This is a genomic window from Methanospirillum lacunae, assembly GCF_003173355.1.
GTDB classification, from domain to species: domain Archaea; phylum Halobacteriota; class Methanomicrobia; order Methanomicrobiales; family Methanospirillaceae; genus Methanospirillum; species Methanospirillum lacunae.
Genome location: NZ_QGMY01000007.1, coordinates 292943 through 316756, shown reverse-complemented (window position 1 = coordinate 316756; position 23814 = coordinate 292943). Strand labels below are relative to the sequence as shown.

The 23814-nt window shown below is 45.3% G+C and carries 27 protein-coding genes and 1 tRNA gene; 7 read left to right on the top strand and 21 right to left on the bottom strand.

The genetic code is table 11. The features are described 5' to 3' along the window. Window positions 1–26: 26 nt before the first annotated feature. The 4 genes from DK846_RS09505 to mmp10 form a co-directional block, all read right to left on the bottom strand. The gene (locus DK846_RS09505; protein ID WP_109968696.1) at window positions 27–275 is read right to left on the bottom strand and encodes a KEOPS complex subunit Pcc1; all 249 of its coding nucleotides are present in this window, start codon (window positions 273–275) and stop codon (window positions 27–29) included. Further along, window positions 272–1489: a single-stranded-DNA-specific exonuclease RecJ gene (locus DK846_RS09500; RefSeq protein WP_109968695.1), complete on the bottom strand. Its 1218-nt coding sequence runs from the start codon at window positions 1487–1489 to the stop codon at window positions 272–274. The genes DK846_RS09505 and DK846_RS09500 overlap by 4 nt, the downstream gene beginning before the upstream one ends. Window positions 1490–1501: 12 nt before the next feature. Further along, window positions 1502–1960, bottom strand: a complete 459-nt coding sequence (locus DK846_RS09495; protein WP_109968694.1) for a 30S ribosomal protein S15 — start codon at window positions 1958–1960, stop codon at window positions 1502–1504. Window positions 1961–2141: 181 nt separating this feature from the next. Beyond that, complete coding sequence (gene mmp10 / locus DK846_RS09490; protein ID WP_109968693.1) at window positions 2142–3371, bottom strand: methyl coenzyme M reductase-arginine methyltransferase Mmp10; 1230 nt, start codon at window positions 3369–3371, stop codon at window positions 2142–2144. An 82-nt stretch (window positions 3372–3453) separates the two neighbouring features. On the opposite strand from mmp10, the gene DK846_RS09485 reads away from it, so the two are divergent. Then, window positions 3454–3526 (top strand) — tRNA-Thr (locus DK846_RS09485). 84 nt (window positions 3527–3610) lie between these two features. On the opposite strand, the gene DK846_RS09480 is transcribed toward DK846_RS09485, so the two are convergent. The 5 genes from DK846_RS09480 to DK846_RS09460 form a co-directional block, all read right to left on the bottom strand. Continuing rightward, entirely contained in the window at window positions 3611–3817 is a 207-nt protein-coding gene (locus tag DK846_RS09480; protein ID WP_146201192.1) for a hypothetical protein, read from the bottom strand. 13 nt (window positions 3818–3830) lie between these two features. Then, a complete protein-coding gene (locus DK846_RS09475) occupies window positions 3831–6458 on the bottom strand; it encodes an ATP-binding protein (protein WP_109968691.1) in 2628 nt (875 codons plus the stop codon). 75 nt (window positions 6459–6533) lie between these two features. Next, entirely contained in the window at window positions 6534–7187 is a 654-nt protein-coding gene (locus tag DK846_RS09470) for a DUF5591 domain-containing protein (protein ID WP_109968834.1), read from the bottom strand. Between the two features lie 88 nt (window positions 7188–7275). Continuing rightward, the gene (locus DK846_RS09465; RefSeq protein WP_109968690.1) at window positions 7276–7776 is read right to left on the bottom strand and encodes a protease inhibitor I42 family protein; all 501 of its coding nucleotides are present in this window, start codon (window positions 7774–7776) and stop codon (window positions 7276–7278) included. 217 nt (window positions 7777–7993) lie between these two features. Beyond that, a complete protein-coding gene (locus tag DK846_RS09460; protein WP_109968689.1) occupies window positions 7994–8437 on the bottom strand; it encodes a hypothetical protein in 444 nt (147 codons plus the stop codon). A 119-nt stretch (window positions 8438–8556) separates the two neighbouring features. Between DK846_RS09460 and DK846_RS09455 the strand changes: the two genes are divergently transcribed. Further along, window positions 8557–9582: a DNA adenine methylase gene (locus tag DK846_RS09455; protein ID WP_245926512.1), complete on the top strand. Its 1026-nt coding sequence runs from the start codon at window positions 8557–8559 to the stop codon at window positions 9580–9582. A 575-nt stretch (window positions 9583–10157) separates the two neighbouring features. Next, window positions 10158–10592 (top strand): HEPN domain-containing protein, encoded by a 435-nt coding sequence (locus DK846_RS09450; RefSeq protein WP_109968688.1) that lies wholly within the window; start codon window positions 10158–10160, stop codon window positions 10590–10592. A 44-nt stretch (window positions 10593–10636) separates the two neighbouring features. Here DK846_RS09450 and thiE read toward each other — a convergent pair whose 3' ends face one another. The 4 genes from thiE to DK846_RS09430 all read right to left on the bottom strand — a co-directional run bounded on the left by thiE (window position 10637) and on the right by DK846_RS09430 (window position 13643). Then, window positions 10637–11263: a thiamine phosphate synthase gene (gene thiE / locus DK846_RS09445; RefSeq protein WP_109968687.1), complete on the bottom strand. Its 627-nt coding sequence runs from the start codon at window positions 11261–11263 to the stop codon at window positions 10637–10639. Further along, window positions 11264–12064, bottom strand: a complete 801-nt coding sequence (gene thiM, locus DK846_RS09440) for a hydroxyethylthiazole kinase (protein WP_109968686.1) — start codon at window positions 12062–12064, stop codon at window positions 11264–11266. An 86-nt stretch (window positions 12065–12150) separates the two neighbouring features. After that, window positions 12151–12948 carry a class I SAM-dependent methyltransferase gene (locus DK846_RS09435; RefSeq protein ID WP_109968685.1) on the bottom strand — a complete coding sequence of 266 codons (798 nt, stop codon included), beginning with the start codon at window positions 12946–12948 and terminating at the stop codon, window positions 12151–12153. 8 nt (window positions 12949–12956) lie between these two features. Next, entirely contained in the window at window positions 12957–13643 is a 687-nt protein-coding gene (locus tag DK846_RS09430; protein ID WP_181391708.1) for a tetratricopeptide repeat protein, read from the bottom strand. A 673-nt stretch (window positions 13644–14316) separates the two neighbouring features. Here DK846_RS09430 and DK846_RS09425 point away from each other — a divergent pair. Further along, window positions 14317–14568 carry a DUF7123 family protein gene (locus DK846_RS09425; protein ID WP_109968832.1) on the top strand — a complete coding sequence of 84 codons (252 nt, stop codon included), beginning with the start codon at window positions 14317–14319 and terminating at the stop codon, window positions 14566–14568. Between the two features lie 63 nt (window positions 14569–14631). Here DK846_RS09425 and DK846_RS09420 read toward each other — a convergent pair whose 3' ends face one another. Together DK846_RS09420 and DK846_RS09415 are read right to left on the bottom strand one after the other, a co-directional pair. Continuing rightward, a complete protein-coding gene (locus tag DK846_RS09420) occupies window positions 14632–15069 on the bottom strand; it encodes a tetratricopeptide repeat protein (protein WP_109968683.1) in 438 nt (145 codons plus the stop codon). 247 nt (window positions 15070–15316) lie between these two features. Continuing rightward, the gene (locus DK846_RS09415; RefSeq protein WP_181391707.1) at window positions 15317–16432 is read right to left on the bottom strand and encodes a PEGA domain-containing protein; all 1116 of its coding nucleotides are present in this window, start codon (window positions 16430–16432) and stop codon (window positions 15317–15319) included. 421 nt (window positions 16433–16853) lie between these two features. On the opposite strand from DK846_RS09415, the gene DK846_RS09410 reads away from it, so the two are divergent. Next, complete coding sequence (locus DK846_RS09410) at window positions 16854–18992, top strand: ArnT family glycosyltransferase (RefSeq protein WP_109968681.1); 2139 nt, start codon at window positions 16854–16856, stop codon at window positions 18990–18992. Window positions 18993–19362: 370 nt separating this feature from the next. Here the strand turns inward: DK846_RS09410 and DK846_RS18340 are convergent, their stop codons facing one another. The 6 genes from DK846_RS18340 to DK846_RS09375 all read right to left on the bottom strand — a co-directional run bounded on the left by DK846_RS18340 (window position 19363) and on the right by DK846_RS09375 (window position 22502). Further along, window positions 19363–19491, bottom strand: a complete 129-nt coding sequence (locus DK846_RS18340; protein WP_394339596.1) for an alkyl sulfatase C-terminal domain-containing protein — start codon at window positions 19489–19491, stop codon at window positions 19363–19365. 22 nt (window positions 19492–19513) lie between these two features. Next, a complete protein-coding gene (locus tag DK846_RS09395; protein ID WP_109968679.1) occupies window positions 19514–19657 on the bottom strand; it encodes an alkyl sulfatase dimerization domain-containing protein in 144 nt (47 codons plus the stop codon). A gap of 335 nt (window positions 19658–19992) precedes the next feature. Beyond that, window positions 19993–20124 carry an MBL fold metallo-hydrolase gene (locus DK846_RS09390; RefSeq protein ID WP_219970680.1) on the bottom strand — a complete coding sequence of 44 codons (132 nt, stop codon included), beginning with the start codon at window positions 20122–20124 and terminating at the stop codon, window positions 19993–19995. A gap of 712 nt (window positions 20125–20836) precedes the next feature. Further along, complete coding sequence (locus tag DK846_RS09385; RefSeq protein ID WP_109968830.1) at window positions 20837–21088, bottom strand: DUF7123 family protein; 252 nt, start codon at window positions 21086–21088, stop codon at window positions 20837–20839. Between the two features lie 467 nt (window positions 21089–21555). Further along, a complete protein-coding gene (locus tag DK846_RS17660) occupies window positions 21556–21771 on the bottom strand; it encodes a hypothetical protein (protein WP_109968677.1) in 216 nt (71 codons plus the stop codon). 371 nt (window positions 21772–22142) lie between these two features. Next, window positions 22143–22502 (bottom strand): nuclear transport factor 2 family protein, encoded by a 360-nt coding sequence (locus DK846_RS09375; RefSeq protein ID WP_109968676.1) that lies wholly within the window; start codon window positions 22500–22502, stop codon window positions 22143–22145. A gap of 231 nt (window positions 22503–22733) precedes the next feature. On the opposite strand from DK846_RS09375, the gene cdd reads away from it, so the two are divergent. Both cdd and DK846_RS09365 read left to right on the top strand, forming a co-directional pair. After that, window positions 22734–23111, top strand: coding sequence for a cytidine deaminase (gene cdd / locus DK846_RS09370; RefSeq protein ID WP_109968675.1), 378 nt, complete (start codon window positions 22734–22736; stop codon window positions 23109–23111). 96 nt (window positions 23112–23207) lie between these two features. Further along, on the top strand, window positions 23208–23747 hold the full coding sequence (locus DK846_RS09365) for a cache domain-containing protein (RefSeq protein ID WP_109968674.1): 540 nt from the start codon (window positions 23208–23210) through the stop codon (window positions 23745–23747). Window positions 23748–23814 lie beyond the last annotated feature (67 nt).

Here is a 23814-nt window from a genome sequence, read left to right as displayed (position 1 = left end):
TATGATAGCATCTCTGATCGCTCCGATCAATGTTCTGACCCTTTGTCAGAACTCTGTTTGCATAACTCCTCCGCTACGGTTAAATTCGAGAGATAATCGTCCATTGACGCGATTATAGAACGAATTTTCGTTCCTGTTATTGTCGTCTCTACGACACCTGTTCCCTCATGGGTGGTTGCACGTGTAACCATCTCGCTTAAATTATCTGCTGCAACCGATGCAGCGACACATTCTGGGGCGTCATGGACCGTTCTGATGATTCCGGTGATCTTCATGCGTACACCTCATGAATGGCTGTAATGAATCTTGAGAGGTGTTCACTTGAAATCGTTGCACCAGCCCGGGAAGTATGGCCACCTCCATGACCGCTACAATCGGCTGCGAGGCTGTGAACAAGTGTACCGAGATCAGTACCCTGACGTGCAGGCACCCTGATTGATAGATGACTGGTGCCATCGTCCTGATTTACAACCACGATTACAGCCTGCTCTCCATCCATGAAGTTTAACGCATCTGCAACATCGCTAGCCAGTCTCTTGTCACTGATCTCATACACCTGCTCTGCCTCCCTGCTTGTGCCAAGAGTCTTATTGAGCTCATCAATGAGCCTCAAACGGTGGTTCCGGGCGATATCCCAGGCAGCGGGAAGATCTGACGAATTTCTGAGACTGATCGCTGCAGCGATGCTTCCCTGGTCTTCCTTTCCACATGCATCAATGAGCATGGTGAGGCTGTGAGCATCTGAAATAACCTCTCGTTCCAGTTGATATACATCGCCATAGAGGTTCAGAAGCGCCTCTGGCCGGCTCCGCTCCGCGGCATCGAGCATAAGCAGAGAGAGGAGGATGTCAGTTGAGAGTTCTGATCCATCTGAACACTGATTGATGAGAGCGGTTGTTTCAGATTCACTACCTGAAATTCCAGGGAGGTATGGATTTGTTGCCAGAGTCAGTTGTTCGGTGAGATCTCTTCCTGCGAGACGGATACCCCTTTTCTTGGATACAATCCCGTTACCCATCCCTTCGAGGTATATTTCGTGGTTTTTGCCGGCAAGACGTTGTCCGTCTCCAATAATCCCGGAAAGAACCAGTCCTGCAAGGTCGCGGTTATCACCGATGGCATTTGCAACCAGGTATGCGGCTCCTGCTCCTGAGAGTTCAGTGTCCCCGTCTATTCCATTGAGACGGGGATTCACGTGATATGGTCCTTCAAAAAGGGGGATATGATGATCAATGACCATCGTTTCTTCAGGAAGGTCTGGTATCCCTGAGCCGAGATCGCAAAGGAGGATATTTCCTCCTTTTGGGATATCCTGGCTCTGTATTCGTGGGACCACCCTGAGCCGAAATGGAATATGGGACCGGAAGAGTGCAATACTCATGATCGCCCCTGCTGCGATCCCGTCAGCATCGTGGTGGCAACGTATCTCCACCTGATCCTGTCGGGTTATATGTGATGCAAGATCCTTCGCAGCAGTGTCAATGGACATATTGTAACCGTGTTAGCGGGAGAGGAGGATTTCTGCGGTTTCCGGCTTGTATAACCAGCCTGCCGGCAGGCGTTTGCTCTTGACGTAGTACTTGACCAGACGCCTGACTTTTGCCTCGGTGAGGTTGAGCTGGCGTTTGTTGTGTAGATCTTTCTTATTCTCGGTCAGGTGTTTTCGTAGCCCGAGTGCCTTCTCAATAAGGTTGCGAAGGTCTTCGGGGATTGATGATTCAAGGCCGTTTTCACGCAGAATCTCGTCGACACGTTTTCCTGTTGCGAGTTTGACACTTGGTACACCAAACTTGTCACGAAGGACGAGACCTATACGGGCGCTTGAAAGGCCCTCTTTCTTCATATCAACGACCTGCTTAATGATCGTTTCCTTGTCGGTGTTTGACCAATCGGGCGCAGAGGTGCGGTACGGCCGTACTGAACGGGAGATACCTCTTCTGCGAGCATGCATTCTTGCCATATCTAAAAGCCTCCGTTACATGAACAGAGTATAATCCTGCGGGAAAAGAGTGACAGCTATTTCTGCTGACTCCCTGCAATCCCAAAGCCTGAAGGCCGTGGCCAATACACCACGTCGGATTTACATCTGCCAGCACCTTTGTAAAAGTGCGGAATACTATTGCTTCTTAGTGGTGATAAGGTTACGCTTCCCCATACTGGTTGATTAGGATTATCAGTGCAGAAAAACCCGCCATCTCAAGGGAGAGAAGATCATCTCTGGTCATACCCATTGAGGTCTCTCCGTCTGCTGTAAGCATTTCAGGTCCTCTGAGCACTGTTCTGATTTTTCCATCCGCTGAAAAAACATCTTCCGCCTCTGCAAGATGGACGAAGGCCCTTCCCGGGAGGATGACTGTCCCGGGTAACAGTGAAAGATCAAGGGCTTTGAGATCATCGATCGTGATGAGATCAGCAATCTCCTTGTTTACTGCAATGACATCTGCTCCTGATCCCCTTTTGGAGAGGATCTCCTGTATGAAAGGCGCTGCAACTGTACCGGTGATGACTGCCGCATGTTTATGGATTTTTGGTAATTTATCGAGGATATCTGGTTCATGCTGGATAGCAAAAGGAGATCCGAGGTCAGGATCACAGAGCGGGGTACCTGAAATCCTCATGGTAGTCAGGGATTTTGTTAGTCTGACAAGGGAGGCAAACTCTTCGACACTTTGCATTCTCTGACCTTCAATGATCGGAGCGTTGCCAAGGATTAAACCTTGGTTTGTCTCGTTTGCAAACCGCATCAGGATGACTCCTTTTACTCCAGCATTCTCAAGCCATCTGATGGTATCTTTCAGGATATCTCCATCATTGATACCTGGGAGAATGACCAGGGCAGCATATACATCAATAGTTCCGGCGAGACGTTTCAGGATCTCCAGGGAGACCTCGGGCGTTGGATCATGCATGTACTTACGCCTGATTTCAGGGTCTGCAGCGAAGACCGTGAACGATATCTCTGATAGGCCTGATGTGATGAGGAATTCAGCAATATCAGGGTCATCGAACCCCTTCCCACTGGTGTACCCTATGTGGATTGGCGCTTCAAGACTTGCGAGGAGTTCGATAAGATCAGTGAATTCAGGGTAACAGCTTGGATCTCCTCCACCGCTGATAGTGATCCGGGTGAGATCTCCTGAGAGGAGCTGTAGGTTGGCGAGAATATCTCCTGCCACCTCTTTCAGGTCTTTGAATCCTGCATATCGTTCCTGAACACTCCTGGTACAGTATTCACAACCTTTGGTGAAGGGGAGACAATAGCGGCAGCCGAATGGCGGAACTTCCCGGGCATGTTTAAAGTAGCAGTAGGAGCAGAACCCCCTGCAGTCAAGTCCTGGTCTTCCGCCAATGTCCACCGTCAGCTGTGCCATGCAGATAAGGTCAATTTCAAGGTGGAAAAATGTGCGGATGAACAGTGGGTTTAATAATTGTTTAAGGGAAATATGTGTTCGCGCCTCAGTGGCTTAGCTGGCAGAGCGGTTGACTTGTAATCAACAGGTCCCGAGTTCAAATCTCGGCTGAGGCTTCATAATCCCTTTTCTTTATTCAAAGCCTGGATGACATATTTGAGTTCTTTTTTTCATCTTAAGACAAAATAGCCAAATCAATCCTAACCCGGAGGTCTCCTCCGTGTGAGTAGGGGAAGGACATCGTCGTAATAACAAACCGGAATTCTAACCTTCCCGTCTTTTGTCATTGAAACTCCCCATGTATCCTGAAGTGACCGGACTCGATCAACATCAATCCTATACTCTGTTGTATCGATCTCCCGGTACACTCCGCATCCGCCCATTCCATCACATTGTTCTTGTTCCATCCCTTTCACCAAATTATTTTGTTAATTTTTTATATTTTCCGAAAGGCACCAGGATCTCAAATCGAGCTCCTGTGCCCTTCATCCCGGTCTCTCTGATACCTATATCAGTGATTGCCAGGATCTCCCTGCTTAAGAAAAGACCATAACCTGTATTTTTCCCATATCCCCGCTCGAATATTAAATCCTTCTCCTCTTCCGGGACCCCTACTCCGTCATCCTCAATAATCAGGGAGATTCCGGTCTGTACAGGTTCAGTTGAGATCTGTATCCGGGTGAGGTCTCCTCCATGGCGAATCGCATTTTCAAGGAGATTATAACATACCTTTGGAAAGAGTGGGTCTGCATAGATGAGAAGATTGGATATCCTGATATCAATCTTTACCGTCTTGAGATCGAGATTTGATTGTGCCTGAATGAAGACTGCCTGTACATCCTGCCATACCGGAGCATCAACCCCGAGTTCCTGATATGTTTTTGTAAAAGCGATGAATTCTTCAATTGATTGTAATGATTGCGAGAGCATCTCAAAGAATCTCTTTTGATCACAGTTTAACTGGAGATCATTAAGCAGGAAGAGATTGGATCTCCCGATCATAACCTTGTTCAATATATCATGTCTGGTTATGCTCGAAAGGAGATTCAGCTTGGTGTTTGCTATTCTAAGCGCATCTTCAGTAAATTTCAGTTCAGTAATGTCGTGGATGCTCTCTATTCCGCCAATAATGGTTCCCTGGCTGTCATACAGGGCAGTTGCGCTGATAGATGCATACCGGCGGGATGGTTCTGTCTCCCTGAACCATCGCTCACTGTATAAAGTATTACCGTTCTTGATAATATGCGAAAACTCTCCTGATTTCATCTCCGGATGAATTGCTAAATCTACCAACATTGGTTTTGGAGATCCGTAAAACGGTATAGCATAAAGATAATCACCCTTTCCTACTATCTCTGCAGAAGGAATCCGGGTCATCTTCTCCATGGCCTGATTCCAGATGAGAACACGTCCGGTAGTATCAATAACAAATGTCGGATCTGGAAGCATAGCAAGAATATTCTCGATTTGCCTGTATGCCTCGCTCAGTGCTACCTGCTGTGCCGATAGCCGGAATGCCAATTGTTGCTGGGTCTCATCCCGAATCCTCACCTGGCTGAGGTATTTCTCTCCACCCTTCACCTTACTTATTCTGATATTCAGAAATTGCTCAGATCCTATTTCATTCTTAATGATCTCAATTCTCTCGACGAACTGCTTCACTGACTGGTGGGTACTATCCTTAAAGATCATCTCTGTGAGGATGGCTCCCACAGGTCCGTGGATCGAAGTAATATTTTCTCCTGCAAGGGGCTTCATAATGCTAAAAAAGTCCACAGCTGCCGGGTTTGCATCTACGATCCTGATTCCTTCCAAAACCAGTATGGCATCATTGGATGATAGAAAAAGACCGCGATATCGTGACTCAGAAACCCTGAGTGCACTAATATTGTTCAGTATCTCACCCACCATCTGGTTAATTGCATCTGATATACGATTCAACTCATGATGTGGTGATTTCCTGACTTTATGTTTGAGATCACCGGCAGAGATGAGATCAAGATCCTCAAGCATACATCGAAGTGGTCTGGTAAGGTGCCTGGAGATCGTGAATGCTGCAATAAATGCGAGGATGAATGTGATTACCAGAAATCCGATATACCACAGGGTCAACATCATCAGTTCATTATCAAGCCGGTTTGTTGAGTAAACCGTTCTAGCTGCGACATTCATCCACTTGGTAGATGGTGCATCTGTTTGCAGAACCGGCATGAACGTATACACGATGTCGCGATGGTTCACCTTATCGTGTAAAATTGATCCTTTTTCGTTCTTGATAGTCCTGCCAATCACATCTAACGTCTCGTTATCCGTGTTTGAAAGTGATATTTCTGAACGGTTGGCTATCAGGATGTTAAAACTATTATAGAGATCAAATGAGACGATGTCCGGGTTGAGTGTCCAGAGGATATTTGTGAGATCAGAATAATATGCCTTATTTTCTTCAGGTGTGTACTGGATAAAGATCCTTCCCACTTCAAGGAGGTATTTACGATCCGGGGTGCCCTGGTAGGCAAAAAGTCTTACCGGAACATTGCTCTCATGTCCTTTTACTGATCTATCAAGGATAAACTGGCCAGAGTCCTGGATCTTATTAAACTTGGGTATGAGTTCTGGAGCAAAAGTAGAAAAATTGAGACCCAGATCCTTTGGATCAGTTGTGTGAGTAATGATCCCGTTTTCGATCACGTATACCTGATATTCATCCCCAAGTGTCTTCTCAATCTTCTCCTTTACTCCCTGATAATCAATTTTTTCAGGATCCCCTCCTGTGGCATTATACTCATCTTGGTAGATCTTCATTGCATCCCGGAGAGGGGTCTCAAAGGTGAGGTCATAAAGGTACAGTCCCCTGTCAATCCAGAGTATTGATTGCTGCAGAATCTGGTCAATGGTTTTTTCAGATGAGAGAAAGTCTTGCTCTTTCTCTTCCCTGGCTGTCAGGTACCAGTTAGTCAGAAAAACAACCATCATAACGAGAAATATTATCAACAGAAAAATACCAAGCCTGGCAGAAAAAGATGAAAAAGACCGGGGATCTGTCTTCATGAACTATTGGAGAGTATCCACGTTTGTCCAATTGAAGATATTGATCTTTTCGTGTGAATACAGGTACACAGAGAATCAACAGTCCAATTTTTTACATTCTGACTGTTCCATTTTTGATTTGATCTCGGTCAGGCCCTGATGAAATTCCTGTAAATATTCGTCCATTGAAAGGCTCCCCTCTTGAAATGGACAATCTTCTTCGATGATGACGTTGATCAAATCCCTGGAAGGAAGAATCAGATCGAACGGAACTCCGGCCTGTTCTGATCCTCTGATAAGTGCCTCCCTGAAAAGGCCAATGCAGTAAGCAACCCTGAACCGGTACGTATTCCGTGTCTTTTCCAGGTATCCTGCCACCCGTTCAGTCTCTATGCGAAGAAAGTCATCTTTAATATTCTGGTCTTTAACTTTCCCAAGCATGTAGTGATAGTGGGCGTAGGGGTACATCAATTCAAGTTCTGCCGGGAGTATCCCACAGGTTCCAAAGATAACGATATGATATTGTGACGGGTCAAGAACATCTGCAATAATCGATCTTATAAGGCGGTGGCTTGGGCTGGTGCTGTAGGGTTTACGCATAGCACAGGGCATGAAAATAGCTATGTCGCGTGGACTGACATCATACTCATCAATGATGTATCTGTATGATTGTTCAAACTCAGGGAGGTAAAATGGTGGATCTTTCAGCATCTTTTCACGGTTAGATCCGGTATCATTGGTATCCGGCATGGTAAACCCAGTTTCACACATATTGGGGTGTTACTCTGCAATATCCCTTTCATCAGAAGGTCAAAAAAGTGATTGGGTAGGTGGACGGTTATTCAACCGTCACGTTGAGTGCGTAGGAATCTTCTTTGCCGGTTGTCGGTTCCCATGAACGCATGTATACTGCGTCGAATGTCTGGTTACCTACTTCAACTGCCTTCAGGATCCAGGTATGAACTCCGCCAACACCGACCATCCCTTCAGGAGCCTTATCCTGATTATGAGTACTGTTTACAATTTCAAGTCCTGTTGAGTTGGTGGCATTCCACTCAAAGCCAGTGGTTGGGTTCTCCTTAAGGGAGACACTAACCGTCTGGTTTACCTTCATAGTCAGGTTAGTCGTGTTGACATCAGCGGTATAGTCTGTGTGTTCTGGTACTGATGCTACAGCCTGGGATGCTGATTCATTTACAGCAACAGTAATGTTCTCTACGATCTCAACCGGTGCAGTTGAGTTCTCGGTTGCATTTTCCCCAGATTGTACTGCTAAACATCCGGGGATCAGAAGAGCTGCTGCAACGAGAAGGATAACTGAAGTGATTAACTTCTCCATAACTGTATGTTTCAGAATTCAGGTTTTAAGGTTTCTCTATGAAAATCCATTGTCAAATGGGCGTTACATAATGTAATATCACTCAAATTAGTGATTGTTTAAGATAACAACCAAAGGATGTGTCAGTTTTCAGATGTTACAAAAAATAATATTGTGCTACTCTCTCCCCCGCGGCCTGAGAGTACAAAAATAGAGTATATTCCTCCTTAAATGGTATCTAGAATGCCTTCTCTTTTTTAATACCAATCATATCGCATGTGTCATCCAGCTTGGTCTGAGTGGTGACAAAGAATCCGCTAACCGACTCTGTGGTGACAATATCAGATGGGTTTGACATTTTTCCAGCAGCCTGAAGTGTATCTACTGCGCTGATTGTTGCATTCATTCCCATGACGAACACCCCTCGTGCTTTTCCAACCTTATCTGAAAGGGTCATTGCTTCGGCAGTTGCCTTTGCAGACGCTGCTGCTGACTTGTACTGGTTCAGTTTTTCTGCGGTCACGCCCTGATTGGGCTTTGCAATCAAATCTTTCTGATCCTTGAAATCGTTTACCACGTTCTGTACGAGATTCTTAAAGTCATCATCCTGGGTTTTTCCGGTGCATCCTGAAAACAGGATGACTATGATGAGGAGTACTACGAGAATTCCGCTGCGAATCATAATTGTCCGTATCGGTTTTATAGTTCTTATGGGTTGTGAAATGTTCTCTGCAGGTTTTCAATGATGTAGTTGTCATCCTGTCCGGTGTTACTCAGTTACTGAAATGAGAGGTATGATTCATGATTGAAGTAAAATGTACTGACATCGGGGTAAAGACCCGCAATCATCCCATGACCCTAAAAAGCAGTACCCTGATCCGCTCCTTCCGCAGAAAAAGGAGCATCGCTGATAATGAATACGCAAAACCATTTTTCAAGTGGGCTGGCGGAAAAACTCAACTTCTCCATGAATTTGATGCCAGATTTCCTGATAGACTCAGGTCTGGTGCACTGAACCGGTACGTAGAACCATTCATCGGAGGGGGAGCAGTCTTCTTCTTTATGATGCAACTGTTTCCGTTTAAAGAATCAGTTATCTGTGATGCAAATGAGGAACTTGTCCTTACGTATCTGGTAATAAGAAAGGATGTTGAGCCCCTCCTCCTCCTTCTGCAGGATTTCCAGTCCCGTTATGATGCTCTTGGTGAAGCAGAACAGAAGGAACTGTTCCTGGATATCAGATCAGAACTGAATGCAGAACGATCAAACTTTGATTTTTCCTCCTACGGCCCTTCCTGGATCAATCGTGCTTCACAACTTCTCTTTCTTAATAAAACCTGTTTCAACGGTCTATTCAGGGTAAACTCAAGTGGAGAGTTTAATGTCCCGTTTGGAAAATACCGCAATCCTGGAATTGTGAATGAGCACAATCTGCGGATGGCTTCGGCATTACTAAAGAACACAACTATCCTTCATGGGGACTTTTCACGATGTCTTGAGTACATCGACGACCAGACGTTTGTCTATCTTGACCCTCCATATAGACCTCTAAGCAAATCATCCTCGTTCACAAGCTACTCACGTGACGGGTTTTCTGATCAGGATCAAATCCGACTTAAGGATTTTTTTGACGCTGTCGACAGGATTGGTGCATCAGTGATGTTGAGTAATTCTGATCCTGGAAACGAAGATCCAACTGACCGCTTCTTTGATGATCTTTATGAGCAATACAGAATTGAGCGGGTTATGGCAAAGCGGGCCATCAACAGCAATGGGAAAAAACGGGGAACTATTAGTGAGATCATCGTGATGAATTATTCAGAGTAGAACCTATCATGATACCAGTAAATCATGGAAGTATTCCAAATCCTGTGATCATAGATAGGGATCGCATTATTTCTGATTCCACAATTTGTATTGAGGTTGTGACTCTCTTTCCTCTCCGGTATTCTTGACTGTTCAGTCAAAGTTCAGACAGGTTAGTACCTCTCATTGCACCACTCCCTGAAACATGATCCAGGGGAATAGTTCTCTTACCAAATCATAATGCCATATTCTATCCACCTGATGCTTTTGATAATACGGGTTGATCCCTGCCATTGGAGTGAATATTCTATCAGTGGTATACAGGGAATACCACCTATGGCATACTAATCTGCTGCCCTGTGCGATCGAGGTACACGAGGTAATTTACACCCCTGAAGGTACCCTTGATCTTGTTGGTGTGACGGTAATCGCCCATACGGTCTCTAAACTAGAAGGATCATCAGGGCGGCGACTTAGAATAGCAATCCATTTTTCGTGTAAATGGTAAGGGAGAACCTCTCACTCTGTTGTCTCAGCATAGTCCTTTTTTCTTATCAGTGTATACGATACTCTGATAACTCTATACAGGAACCGGAATGAAAGCTGAACAGTGGCTGAATCGTGCTGATCATGAACTTGTCTTGGCTCAGGAACTCCTGAACGCAGGTTCATTCCTTTGGGCTGCCAGTTATGCCCACCGTGCCCTTGAATATATCCTGGAAGGACTGATCGTGATGAAGACCGGTGTCAGGCCTGAACGTGGCTCGACACTCAGTGAGCTTCATCATGCGACGCGGCAGTATATCCCCGATACCCTGGATCAGCCGATAAATGCTCTATTAGATATCACCCCCTTTGCATGGCAGTCTGATATATCAGCAGAACAGATCGTGTTTCTCACTGAAAAACGCGTTCATGAATTGATTGAAGGAGGAAAAATGGTCCTTTCATGGGCACGAGAAGAATGGGCTAAAGAACAGGCAACGGCTCCCTCTTCAGGAGCCGAAGATCACGGTAATTCTACCGAATAATATCCGAATTAATTACAGGATCATAGTTTCAAAACGAGTGATAATCAGGGCCTGAACTGCCTGATCCGGAGTTTAAAAGCACGGGCAGCCTCAGTTATATCTGGTTGGCTGACCACGGCTGATATCACTGCAACACCATCAGCCCCGGCTCTAAAGATATTTCCTGCATTATCTGCATGAATCCCGCCTATTCCGATGACCGGGATTGAGACCGCTTCTGATATCTCCCTTACCAGCCCGAGACCGAGTCCCGGGCCTGCATCATGTTTTGATCCTGTGGAAAAAACCGGGCTGATTGCGACATAATCTGCCCCTTCCTCTTCTGATACTTTTGCTTGTTCTACTGATGAGACCGATACACCAATGATAAATGGCGATGGTGCGAGGGGTCGGATGACAGAGAGCGGGAGATCCTGCTTGCCAATATGCACTCCGTCAGCATTACTGGCAAGAGCGATATCCAGCCGATCATTGACAATGAAGAGTGCTCCGGATCCGGCAGTGACTGCCCTGATGTCGCATGCAATTCTGAATAGGTCTCTGCCTGGGAGTTTTTTATCCCGCAGTTGAATAACATCAGCACCTCCTGCTACTGCCTGCCGTGCAATTTCCACATGACTTACCCCATGTGAAAGTTCCTCGTCAGTAACCACGTAGAGTTCGTAACTCATTTACGCTGTCCTGATCCTGGCACCTTCTGCAAGATCGTCAGGGGTAAGAGCTGCGAGAGAATCAAAGAGAGCAACCTTGAATGATCCCGGACCTTTAGCCAGGGTTGCAGCCCTCTCTCCTGCGATTCCGAATGCGGCTAGTGCTGCTGTAGAACTGGTGACCCTGTCTTTTCCTGAAGCAGCGAATACACCAGTTACCGAAGCTGCCATGCATCCTGTTCCTGAAATGGCTCCCATGAGTGGATGGCCGTTTTCGACGAGCAGAGTTCTGGTGCCATCACTGACAATATCTGTCTGTCCGCTCATGACGATGGTCATTCCCGAGCGGCCTGCATACTCCGTTGTGATTGAAACTGGATCTCCGGATATTCCTGCTGAATCCACTCCCCTGACCTTTGCATCCACTCCAGCGAGTACTCCTATCTCACCTGCGTTCCCTTTCAGAACAGATATTTGCAATTCAGTCATTAATCTACGGGCTGCATTAGTCCTGAGCGTTGTGGCCCCGGCCCCTACCGGATCAAGGATAATTGGTATATCCCGCTTTCCTGCTGCTTTTCCGACAAGAAGCATGGATTCAATCTGTGCCAGATCAAGTGTTCCGATGTTGAGAACAAGGGCACCGGCATACTGCACCATCTCCTCAATCTCATCGGTTGAATGTGCCATCACCGGTGCACCTCCTGCACAAAGGGTGATGTTTGCACAATCATTGACAGTGACGTAGTTTGTGATATGATGAATTAGAGGTGTCTGGGTCCGGGCTGTAGCAAATATCTTTGAGTACGGGGTCTCTTGCATCTATTCTCCTCGTTTGGTATGATCGATTCAGTCGTACAGTTCATCTGCAGTCTGTAAAAATATTCAGGTATTGGCATCTAATCTGATCATCGGATGGTCAGGTCATACACCCATCTGCTGACTGAGGGGGCAACATTACCGCAGCGATGGAAGCGGTCAACATTAAAACCTGATTGAGAGAGGATATTGGCACGCTCCTGTGCACCATCCCTATTGTCAAAAGTATAAAAATGGATACTCCCCCCTTCGCGTACCATCCGGGAAAGGGGGATGAGAGTCTCGTCAAGGCCGTATGGGGTTGGGATAATTGCCCGGTCTGACATGATCTTAAGCATCCTGCAGGCCAGGGAAGCATCACCCATGATTATGGCAACCCTGTCTTCGAGATGGTTCAATCTGATGTTCTCTCTGAGAAGGAGACAGGCATCGGGGTTTATCTCGATTGCAATGACCTGTGCCCCCCTGGCAGCAACTGGAATAACAAAGGGCCCGACACCGGCAAAGGGAACCAGGACAAGTTCACCAGGCCTGATAACACCTGATATACGCTGGCGTTCTCCTGCCAGCCGGCTCGTGAAAAATGCATGAGAGAGATCAACCCGGTACCTGAAGCCTGACTCTTTGTAAAGTGTCCTGGTCTTTGTTCCGATTATTGGTTGATACCCTGCAATTCTACAGGTTCCACCCATCTTTGAGACTCGCCTGAGAACTGTGGTGATACTCCTTCGCTGACTGATTAGCGCTTTGGCGATGGTTGTCTGGTATTGCGAAAGTTCGTCCGGAATAGAGAGGATTGCAATATCCCCGATCACTTCAAACCGGTCTGGTATGAGGTGATGGAGGGACTTTGGGATAACCTCTCTAAGCACCTTCGAGAGCTGCACGGTCTATCTTATGTTAAATTTGCAAGGATTGATGCTGCTTTTTCTGAAGCTTTCTGAGCCTCATCCCCTTTACCCAGTTTTTCCAGTACATCAGCCTTTATCTTCCATGCTGCTGCATCTTCTGCATTAAGGGTAAGTGCAGTTTCGCAGGCCTTCAGGGCTTCTTCATATTTTCCCTGGTTGTATAATGCAGATCCTTTGTTTTTCCAGGCAGGTTCGTACTTTGGATCAAGGGTTGTTGCCTTTTCATAGTCTGTCAGAGCCTCATCCTCTCTCCCGAGGTTATGGCAGGCAAGACCGCGGTTGTTCCAGGTCCTTGCAATATCTGGTTTAAGCTGAAGCGAATGGTCATATGCGGCAATGGCCTCCTCAAACTGCCCAAGGTGATCAAGCACAAGACCCATGTTGGACCAGGCCAGGGCATCGTTCGGGTTGAGGGTGGTGGTTTTATTCAGGGCTTCACGTGCTTCTTCGTATTTTCCCTGGCTTGCCAGGGCGAGACCGATGTTTCCCCATGCCATAGCATTTGATGGGTCGAGAGCCGTAGCATTGTAATATGCAGCGATAGCCTCGTCATAGTTGCCCTGTCCAAAATATGCAACACCAAGATTGTTCCACTCTTCCACGGTCTTATCAGCGATACAAGGACCTGCCATGAGACCCAGGCATATCAGGATGATGAACGTTTTCTTCATAAGTACCATTAGTCTGTATATCCTGATGTCCTTTGTGAGGACAAGGAACCTTTTCCATCCGCGTTTTCATCATAAACATAAGTTTCATAAAGCTGTATTATCAGTGAGTTGATGCGAAAATGGCAACAGTTTCATAGAGTTGCAACCGGTTTCAACAGTGAAAACCCATCTTCCGGGAATTCATGAGACCTGAAGGGACAATATGATCCTAAAGATCATTATGAAGTCTGAACCGGATGCAACAGATTTTAACGGCATGATTATTCAAATACGTCGTTTTGTGTAATCCAGTTTTGATTGAATCGCTGTTATGTTGACCTGAACGGATTTCGAACTGATCTCTCCCAGTTTTACCTGTTTTCCTTATAGCCTATTTCAAGTAACATTGGTATGTCACAGAGAGGCCGACTGGGATGCCGGGTTCTATGAACCTGCGTACCTGGTTACAGTGCCAGGACCATGACTGGTATCCACTCTACGAGGTTGCGTTCAACATGTCCTCCTACAATCCGTGTCCTCAATGGATGTCAGTCAGGTCCAAGGTTCTGGTACGTCTCTCTTGCAAACTTCATGAACACAGATGAACGAACTTCATGCCGGTGTCACACCGGCTTCCTCCTACAATCGACATCCAATGTTCATCAGTAACATTTCAAAAGCAGAGAGGTATTTCATGTTATTACATGCACGATTCAATAACAACTATAATGACCGTCAGATCTGCCTGATTGAGTACCTAAAAGACCGGATTCGCTCTGGCAGAGGCTTCTTCAAGTCCAAGTACATTGCACGCGAACTGGGGCTTTCTTCAAAAGAGGTTGGGACGAATATGGCTATACTTGCAGAGACCTGTCCCGACTTCACCATTGAGAGGTACAGTTACTCGAACAGTACGACCTGGCTTGTTACTCCTGTGCAGGCCTGATATCACTCTTTTTCCCGATTTGGCTGCTCTTCTCTGTCAGATTTTTGAACTAATCTACTGGTATCAATTGTGGAGGTTGAGAATAATGTTCTTCTTCAATTTTGCAACGGAATTTTTCGGATCGAGTTCAAGGACCTTATCATATGCATCGAGTGCCTCGTTGTCTTTCCCAAGCCAGTTGAGAGCATCGCCTTTCTGAGTCCATGCGTCGATATCATCAGATTTTATCTCGATTGCCTTTTCAAATGATTTTACAGCTTCTGCATATTTATCAAGTTTGGCAAGTGCTTTACCCTTTTCAAGCCATACTGCTTCATCTTTGTTTCCGTACTCAAGTGACTTGTCATACGCTGATATAGCCTCTCCATAGTTGCTCATGGATGCCAGGTCTTTTCCTTTATCAAACCAGGCTGCAGCCTGTTGGGGATCATCAACGGTCGCAGCGGTCGTGGCATATCCTGATATAGAGAGAAGAAAGATCAGAAGAAAGAGATATTTCATTATGAGGCATCCGCTGCGTATCAGATTAATGTTTATGATAAATAAGCCTGATATCTGGAATATCTGTCTGGTTTGATGTATTTGAAAGGGCTTTCAGATAACAGCGCAGGCAGATTGACCGGGCATTGTAGGAAAGTATATGAAACTGTATGATATAAGTGGGATCAGGACCACGATGATGACCTGTCTATCTGAAAAAGAGTCTGACAGATTGATGTCTGTCAACCCTGTGTTGTATATTTCGTCCTTACTGTTTCTTTTGTATAGCAAGTTTGATTCCTGCTATTGCAAGGCCACCCACGACTATCAGGGGAGATACTGGTGATTTTGTTGGTGCCGGTGCGGATGGAAGTGTGGGGGCTGGTTCCTGAGTCTGTGCCTGGGTGACAATTGGTGTGAGAGTGACTGAGAGCCCAGAGGCCTGATCTGGGATGATATTCACATCTCCGTTGTACGATGAGTATCCATCAGTTTTGATTAGTACTGAATGGGACCCAACTCTAACCCCCTGGAGTGTGACTGGTGTTATTCCCTTGTATTCGTTGTCCAGATAAACACCTGCTCCTGAAGGATTTGATTGAACTGAGAGTGCTCCATACTCTGATGAGACATATGATAATGTCAGATCTGCAGAGATCGTGGAGACCTCGTTTCTGGATAACAATATCTCTGTAGTGTAGTCAGAGTATCCTGTGAGGGTTAGATGAATAGTGTATGACCCTGGTGAAAGATCTGATATTTCAAGGTATCCTGATGAGGGTGTAATTCCCTTGTAGGATCCATCAAGATATACATATGCACCAGCCGGGCTGCTGGTTACCTGAATTGCTGCATGATCCTGTTTAAACACAGGATATGACTGGGGGAATGGGATGTTGTGATACTGGCTGTCTGGTTGTTGTTGTATCGGTTGTGCCTGGGACTGTTTTTGTTCAGGAACCTTCTGCGCAGGATTGCTTGTCTGTACTGGTTCTTTAATAATTGTGCCCAGTTTTTCTCCCTGTGTGGGGTTTTCCTGGGGCATCTGGTTTACAGTCTGTTCATTCTGTAATGGAGCAGTCTGCCTTGTTGTCTGTGGGTTTGCCTCTGAAACAGGGCTTTCTCCAGTCTGGGATCCCGGGACACCTGTGTTAATGGGATCTGGTGAACTCTGCCCAATGTTCTGTTTCCCTCTCTGTTCTCCCTGTTGACCAGGACCCAGATTCTTGCTGCCCGAAACTATGTCCTCTGATGTTCCCGTGGTCATATTTGGGTGAATTTGGTCTCCGGGGTTTTTCTGAAAATTCATCTCTTCTGCTGACACAAGACTTGAAAATAATACAACTAAAATGAGGATTACTGTTACGTATGCTGATTGCTTCATCTTGAACATCCCATTGTTTGAGTATACAACTTTTCAGGGCAATATACACCATATGTCCTGTTTGATGAATGCTATCCCCGTATGAGAGAATAAAGAAGATGCCATCATTGAGGTGTATATCCCTGTTGTTGGTTCCACTTTCACTTATCCGGGTTCTGAGGATGAATATGCAGGATAACAAGTCTATATCGGTTACAGGATAGGATTAATCTTCATCTCTTTGATCACGAAACAGGTATTTCTTCTCCCTGCTTAACTTCATGCAATCGGTATGATTTTTTACGATCGTTCCTTTAAATTATCGAATTCTTAACCGTAAGGTGGTCTCTTCAAACAACTAAGTATAGTGAATATTAAATAACTGCACACAGATCAGCATCTCACAACTTTTAATTGTATATCTTCGAACCGGGTGAATTTCGTGAACCTTCAATCTGATATTCGTACATATCGTCATGAACTGATTCTGGTGGGAATCCTGATCATGGCATCAGTCTTTCTCCTCTTTAATCTGGCAAAGGAAGGGTATTCAAACTCGTACTATGCTGCTTCAGTGAAGAGTATGCTCACAAATCCAGGGATTATGATCTATAACTCCTTTGATCCAACCGGATTTGTGACCGTTGACAAACCTCCGGTTAGTCTCTGGGTTCAGACCGTGAGTGCTGCATTACTGGGATTTTCAGGCCCCTCCGTTATTCTTCCCCAGGCCCTTGCCGGGATCTGTTCAGTATTACTGCTGTACCTGCTGGTTTCAAGATCTTGGGGAAAAGAGGCTGGACTTGTTGCCGCATTTGCTCTCACCATCACTCCCATCTTTGTGGCTGTCGCCAGGACAAACAACATGGATGGGCTCCTGATCTTTGTTCTTCTTGGTGCTGTTTTTCTGGCTGTGACTGCCTGGAAAACAGGTTCTCCCTGGTACCTTGTAGGATCTGCGGTTCTTATCGGAATAGGGTTTAATATAAAGATGATACAGGCGTTTGCTGTTGTTCCGGCCTGCTTTGGCATCTATCTGCTTAATTTCAGGCTCTCATGGAAGAAGAAGATCCTGCATCTTGCTCCAGCATTAGTTGTATTGATTCTGGTCTCTGCATCGTGGGCTTTGATGATGGATCTGACACCGGCCGATCAGCGGCCATACATCGGAAGTAGCACTGATAACTCTGAATTTAACCTAATCTTTGGATATAATGGGCTAAACCGGTTACTCGGCGGGTTTATGCCGTTCCGCGGTGGTGAAATTGGTGGTAATCGGTCGTTGCGTGGAGGATCTCCGGGAGCATTCCCAGACGGTTCAGGTGGAGTATTCCCTCCTGGTATAAACGGTGGATTTGGAGATCCGGGATCTGACTTGAATATCACGCCCCCTGAACAGGGTTCATTGCCTGATGGAACTGATGGCTCTATGTATGAACCCGGAGGAAGGTTTTTTGCAGGCCCACCCGGGTTTGCCGGAAATGGAACGCCTGGTACCCCTCCGTTCGGGATGGAAGGAGGACGTCCTGGTGGTAATCCGGGAATGAACGACGGAGGTGAACCGGGCTTCTTCAGGATGGGGGATTCAGGCATGTCTGGACAGATCAGCTGGTTCCTCCCATTTGCCCTAATCGGCCTGTTAGCCTGGGTTTCCAGGCCCAGGTGGTCTGTATTGACTGCCCTAAGCGAGAAGGAAATTCTCACAATCGCCCTGACTCTCTGGCTTGTTCCTGAGTTGTTGTATTTCAGTTTCACAAGCGGATTCTATCACACTTATTACGTGGTTATGGTGGCAATTCCACTTGCAGGTCTCGTTGGAATCGGGGCTTTTTTGATGTATGATGCCTATCAGAAGCCTGGGATCAAAGGATGGCTGTTCATTGCTGCAATCATTGCAACAGGTGCCTGTCAGTGGATATTTCTCAGGTATAATCCAGATTTTCTGGCACCACTCTCCTGGATCGTTCTTGCAGGATCAATCCTTGGTGCTATAGTATTGGCCTTCTTACGCACTCTTCCGGTATCATCAGGGAAGCAGACCCTGGTGGTTCTGCTCACAGTTGGTCTTCTCTGTGTTGCACCATTTGCATGGTCATGCACTTCGGTTATCTTTAAAGGAGAAGGCAATATGCCGTCTGCGGGTCCAGGTCTGGTTTTGGATCATGGACAGGATAGTATGAGACCAGGGGAGTTTCAGGGAAACAGTTCTGCTGTCTACTTGTACCTGGTATCTCATCAGGCTGGTGAGAAGTACCTAGTTGGAGTTGAGAGTTCCCGTTCAGCAGATGATCTTATCATCAAATATGGTGCCCCTGTTATGGCAATGGGCGGATATTCTGGTGGTGATAACATTCTCACAAACGAATCCCTGAAAACGCTTATTCACAACGGAAAGATCAGGTTTTTCCTGCTTGGCCAGAATGGACAGGGAATGCCGGGAAGAAAAAGCGGAGGAATTACTCAATGGATACAGGATAGTTGTCCTGTTGTTCCTGAAAGAGAATGGAATGACGAGACAAATCCAGGAAATTCTACATCAATGATGCGAAATACGTTATATGATTGTAAGGGAGTAGTATAGACTACTTAATTTAATCAATTATTTTGTTTGAAGCCGTGAGTATTTCAACCAGTATATCCAGGAGAGTAGTATTCCTTTTTTCTGATTGATGTTCAAAGCCAATGTTTTGAGGTTTTGCTGGGCAGGTGGCACATTCCCCAGGTCCCTGATATGGGATATGAAAAAAATCGGATACTCAGGGAGTAACTATGTTCAGCCTGGGATAAAACTGGACTAGCATTCCGACAAACCGTCTCAAAGGTTTTACCATCCTCCATTGTCGTAACGTTATCAGGCAATACAGAGGGATCGAGTGCAAGTTTTTCAAGTGTTATCCCTGGCATCGAAACTGTTACAGCTGGATCCGGATAGGATGTATCAACCCAGTGTATCAGTGTATGAGTGCGTCATTTTTCACCTGAATAAGAGCCTTATCACCCATATCTGATAGAACGATATTCATCTTGTAATCCTCTCCATCAGCCTTCTTTCCATTTACCTGACAGAAATATAATCCAATAACTGGCTCATGGACATGACAGTCATGATATCCTCTGATATACTACTCCAGAGGTGACCTGTTCAGTGTTTCTCAGTTCCTGTGCACCCGTTAAGTAGGCATTTCGAGTTGTTCCTGACTCAACCTGGTATCCGAGCTTTTCAAGGGCATCTGTTTTCCATCTCACGTGCCTCTTTCAGATTATTAGATCGAAGAATGCGTCTCTAACCTATGCCCCTCAAAGGGTCAGAAGGTTATGATAAGTTGCAGTACAGTTTTCTGCCATTAAAATGGCATTTTTCTGTGTTCTCAGCCTACTGGAATTCTATCTGAACGCCGTCGACAGTCAGTTTCTGTCCGACCTTTTTATATTAACAATGGGGGCGATCAGCGACGCAGTTCCAGGTGACGGGCTTTTGCTAAGGCCTATGTCAATGGTGCTTTTTGGATCCCTGACAACTGAATTCCGTACTGGTAGGTTGCACGCCTGAGCATAACATCTCCTGCATTCATATTTTCACTTCAGGCATGTTTCATGAAGTGTTTAGGGGCGATGATCTGGACATCACCGGAATTACAAGTCTCATCTGTTGTGACCTCCTTTACTCCCTGATAGTGATCAGCATGGGGATGAGAGTATATGACCACTTTCACCGGGTATATTGTCCCGCAAATAAGGGCAAAATAGAGCAATCCAAAAAAGCCAATATCCTTCTCATATGAAAAAGGATATCCTTCCTTTGTTACAGGCTTGTACTTATATTTTTCTGCGTAACTTTCAGATTCGGGTTTTTTCTAAAGACATAAAGATCTAAATATAATAAAATCCGGCTCTCATAGATTAAGGTATTCTATATTTTTCACCTGATACCTGATCTATACGAAGTATGGAAAAATTCGGCAGACATACGTCTGACAACTCTTTTTCTTTATAAGGTTCCTCAGTGATCCAATAGAATGGGCGTGCAAATCTCTGATAATGGGTTCATCTTTGATATTTTGTTGAAATGTTTGTGCAAACATTTCCTGGAAAACGGGATTTAGTCAGAACTGTATCAGTGACAACATATGACTCAATGCCGGTCATACTATAACTTTGATAACCTCATACCTTGATACGTTCAGGCTCTCACATCTGAAGGTTACAGAGTTATCACTCACCCCTTGCGTTGTTCAGAGGTTGAATAGAAGACCGAAGTCTATATGAATCTTGATCTAAAAGAAAATCTAACCGATTATCATTCTGTCAGATATCCAGAACTGAAATGGCTATAAACATTTTATCTCTGATTGGCGGCAAGGGTGTAACTCTGTGTTAGTATCTTGTTATTTTGTACTTTACAGAGAACTGGTAAAAAAAGACTGGTTATACCTGGGAGGGTGTTATCAACCAGGTGGTGCTGTTTGAATAACTGTATTTCTGAATTGTGAACTTGGGGCAATTTTCAGCCAGGAGTCCCATGTTTGTTCCTACCTCTTTAGAGGAGAGACCAGTTTCTCTGGCGATATACTTGGATTTAAAGAAATTTTTTCCCTCTTTGACCCTGTCTTCAAGATACTTTATCAGGGTCATCTGTCTTTCATTGTAGGTACTGGTGAGTGTGCCTTTGGCGAACATAATAACTCCATGTACTAATTGATTGAATGTAGGAGGAAGGACCAGCCGATTTGGCGGCTGGTTGAGATTCTTTTGGATCATTGCAGCAAACAGAGAGTTGGAAACCTTTCCTGAGAGGTCTGGTTTCCTGCTTTGATGATGAGTCACATTGATTGTAGGAGGACATGTTGAACGCAGCTCATCTATTGTGCACAGAACCTGCCTGGGTGTCCGGGTTTTTCGGGCGACCCTTGTGCAGGGCTCTGTGTGACATACTATTGTTGCATGAAACAGGTTATAAATAAGTTAGCAAAAACCTGTTAAAATCAGTTAGAAATAATTTTTGAATAATGATTATTGTTTTTTCAGTGTCCCCTTTACCTTAGTGTCATGATAACTGAACTAACAGCGTCTGGGGATGTTGCATCTGGTTTTAGATGGGAAATGCATTTTAAAATAAATGGAAAAAATAGAAGGGATTGTGGGTTTTATCCCTGGTTTAAACTGTTGCAACTTGTTGCAACGCTCTGAAACAGGAAAGTGATGAGGGTTATGTCCGGGTGCTCCGTGGTAATCTGTTCGTGAATCGCGGATGAAAAGAGAGCGGTGGATGACTGTCCGATCATACTGCCGGAGATTGATACTAGCAGGTTGTATAACCATGAATCGGTATGGGACAGGGTAGGGTCATAAACCTGTTTCACTGTTCCCTTTTATGATTTCAAGTCTCTGAACAGGATAGATCCTATGATGTTCATTACCTTCGTCTCTCGAATAATGATAAAGTGTGTTCGCTGGTATCCTGTTCCGTGGTCTAAGGCTGGGATCTCCTATAGGAGAAGATAGGAAGTCCAAGCGAAATTATGAGGAAATCCTGCATCCGGGTAGATAAGGTATTCGTGAGTATGACTTCAGGGAGATAATGACTTGTGATACTTTGACTAGATCTCCGAAAATCTGTTGATTCAAGCAGATCTTATTTCCATCCACTGACTCAGTGCCAGAAACTGTTGGTATATCCTGGTTTTCACTACTGATAGTAAATCTCCTGAATCATTGTCATATAATAAACTCTTTACTCCCTGGGAATTGGGAGACCCTGTTGCCTTAAAAACGTCAATTTATCCCAGTACCCCCGTTGGAACGTTATCTTCGAGTCAATGACATGAAAGAACCCACATCCCCGGAGACCTTGTGGATCCCTCCACTCCATGATGGCCCATTCTCCATCCTCAAACATATTTTCTACAATACAGGTCATTGATGCATTCGCAAAACTTTCTACAAACATCTTCCTGATTGCATCGTGCCCCTGGACTGTTTCTTCTGCGACCTGGTGGTTGATTGCCTCCTCATGGTACAGACTGACCAGTTTCTCGACATCAGTCCTGTTAAATGCCTCAACAAATTGTTGAAGGACCTCTTTCGGCCTCATAGATGCATACCCGTTATTACTCTTGCTATATGAGAATCAAATATTTGATTCTTTCATGTATTGTGAGATGAATCGAGTTTATTTTCATTATCAGTTATAGATACCTGGTATGTACAATGGAGTATTGGCTTATCTGGTCCTGGTCATCGTCAGTCTGATCGTAATTCCTCTCTCTGCTGATGATTAGATTATTCATAAAACCGGGATCGCACCAGAATCAGTGACTGATGAATACCTGATCAAGTATCTATTGAGGCTCAAAATAACTCATACTGCCCGTATTCACACTTCAAAGTAGGTGCAGCCCTACTTACCGCTAATGGAGCTGTATTCACAGGGGCAAACGTGGAGAATGTTATTTACGGCTCATCTGTAACCGCAGCAGAGGTTGCGGTTTATAAAGCAGTTTCAGAAGGAGAGCAGACGTTTTCAGCGATAGCAGTTATGAGTTCAGGAGGGGATTTTGCGTACCCGTGCGGATCTGACCGGCAGAAAATATCAGAATTCGGGCTGGACACACGGGTCGTTGTCTCAAATGGATCCGAGATGAAAGTAACCACTATCCGTGATCTGCTTCCAAATTCCTTCGGACCAACAGACCTGGCCTGATCCGGTAAAATATCCTCCATCTGCGGGATGAACAGACCAAATGGGTTATTAGGGGAGTTACTGATTCATTTTTATTAGATCACCCAACACTATAGTATGATAAATACCCCGGTCCCGCTCCTTGCTGTGCTTATTCTCTGCCTTGTTCTGAGTTCTACTGGTCATGTATATAGCCAGTCCCCGATCCCCATTTCAACTCCTGATACTACGAATTCTACAATTCATGAGAAGTATACCTCAAATGAGACACTTGTCACTTTTGTTGAGAATGCGGTTTCCTATGCTAAAACACATGGCCGGGAAGCAGCACTGGTTGAATTTTCCAACCCCAATGGTTCGTTTGTCAAGGGTGAACTCTATATCTATGCCTATGATTTTAACTGCACTACGCTTGCCCACCCGTTCAACCCGGAAAAGATTGGAAAGAACAGACTTGGAGAATCTGATGCATATGGAAACCCGTATACACAGCAGTTTCTCGATGCGGCACGAAACGGGTCGGGATTTGTCCGATTTTATTACTCAAATCCCGCTCACAACCAGACGATCGAATCCAAACTGGGATATGTACAGAGGGTAGATGAGGACTGGTGGCTCGGATCAGGTATATACGCAGGGCCTGCTGACCGGGTCTGATGGTTTAAGCGGTATCTAAATCTATTACCCGTGGTTCTTTGGGACATCCGGACAATAGGGCTGTAAC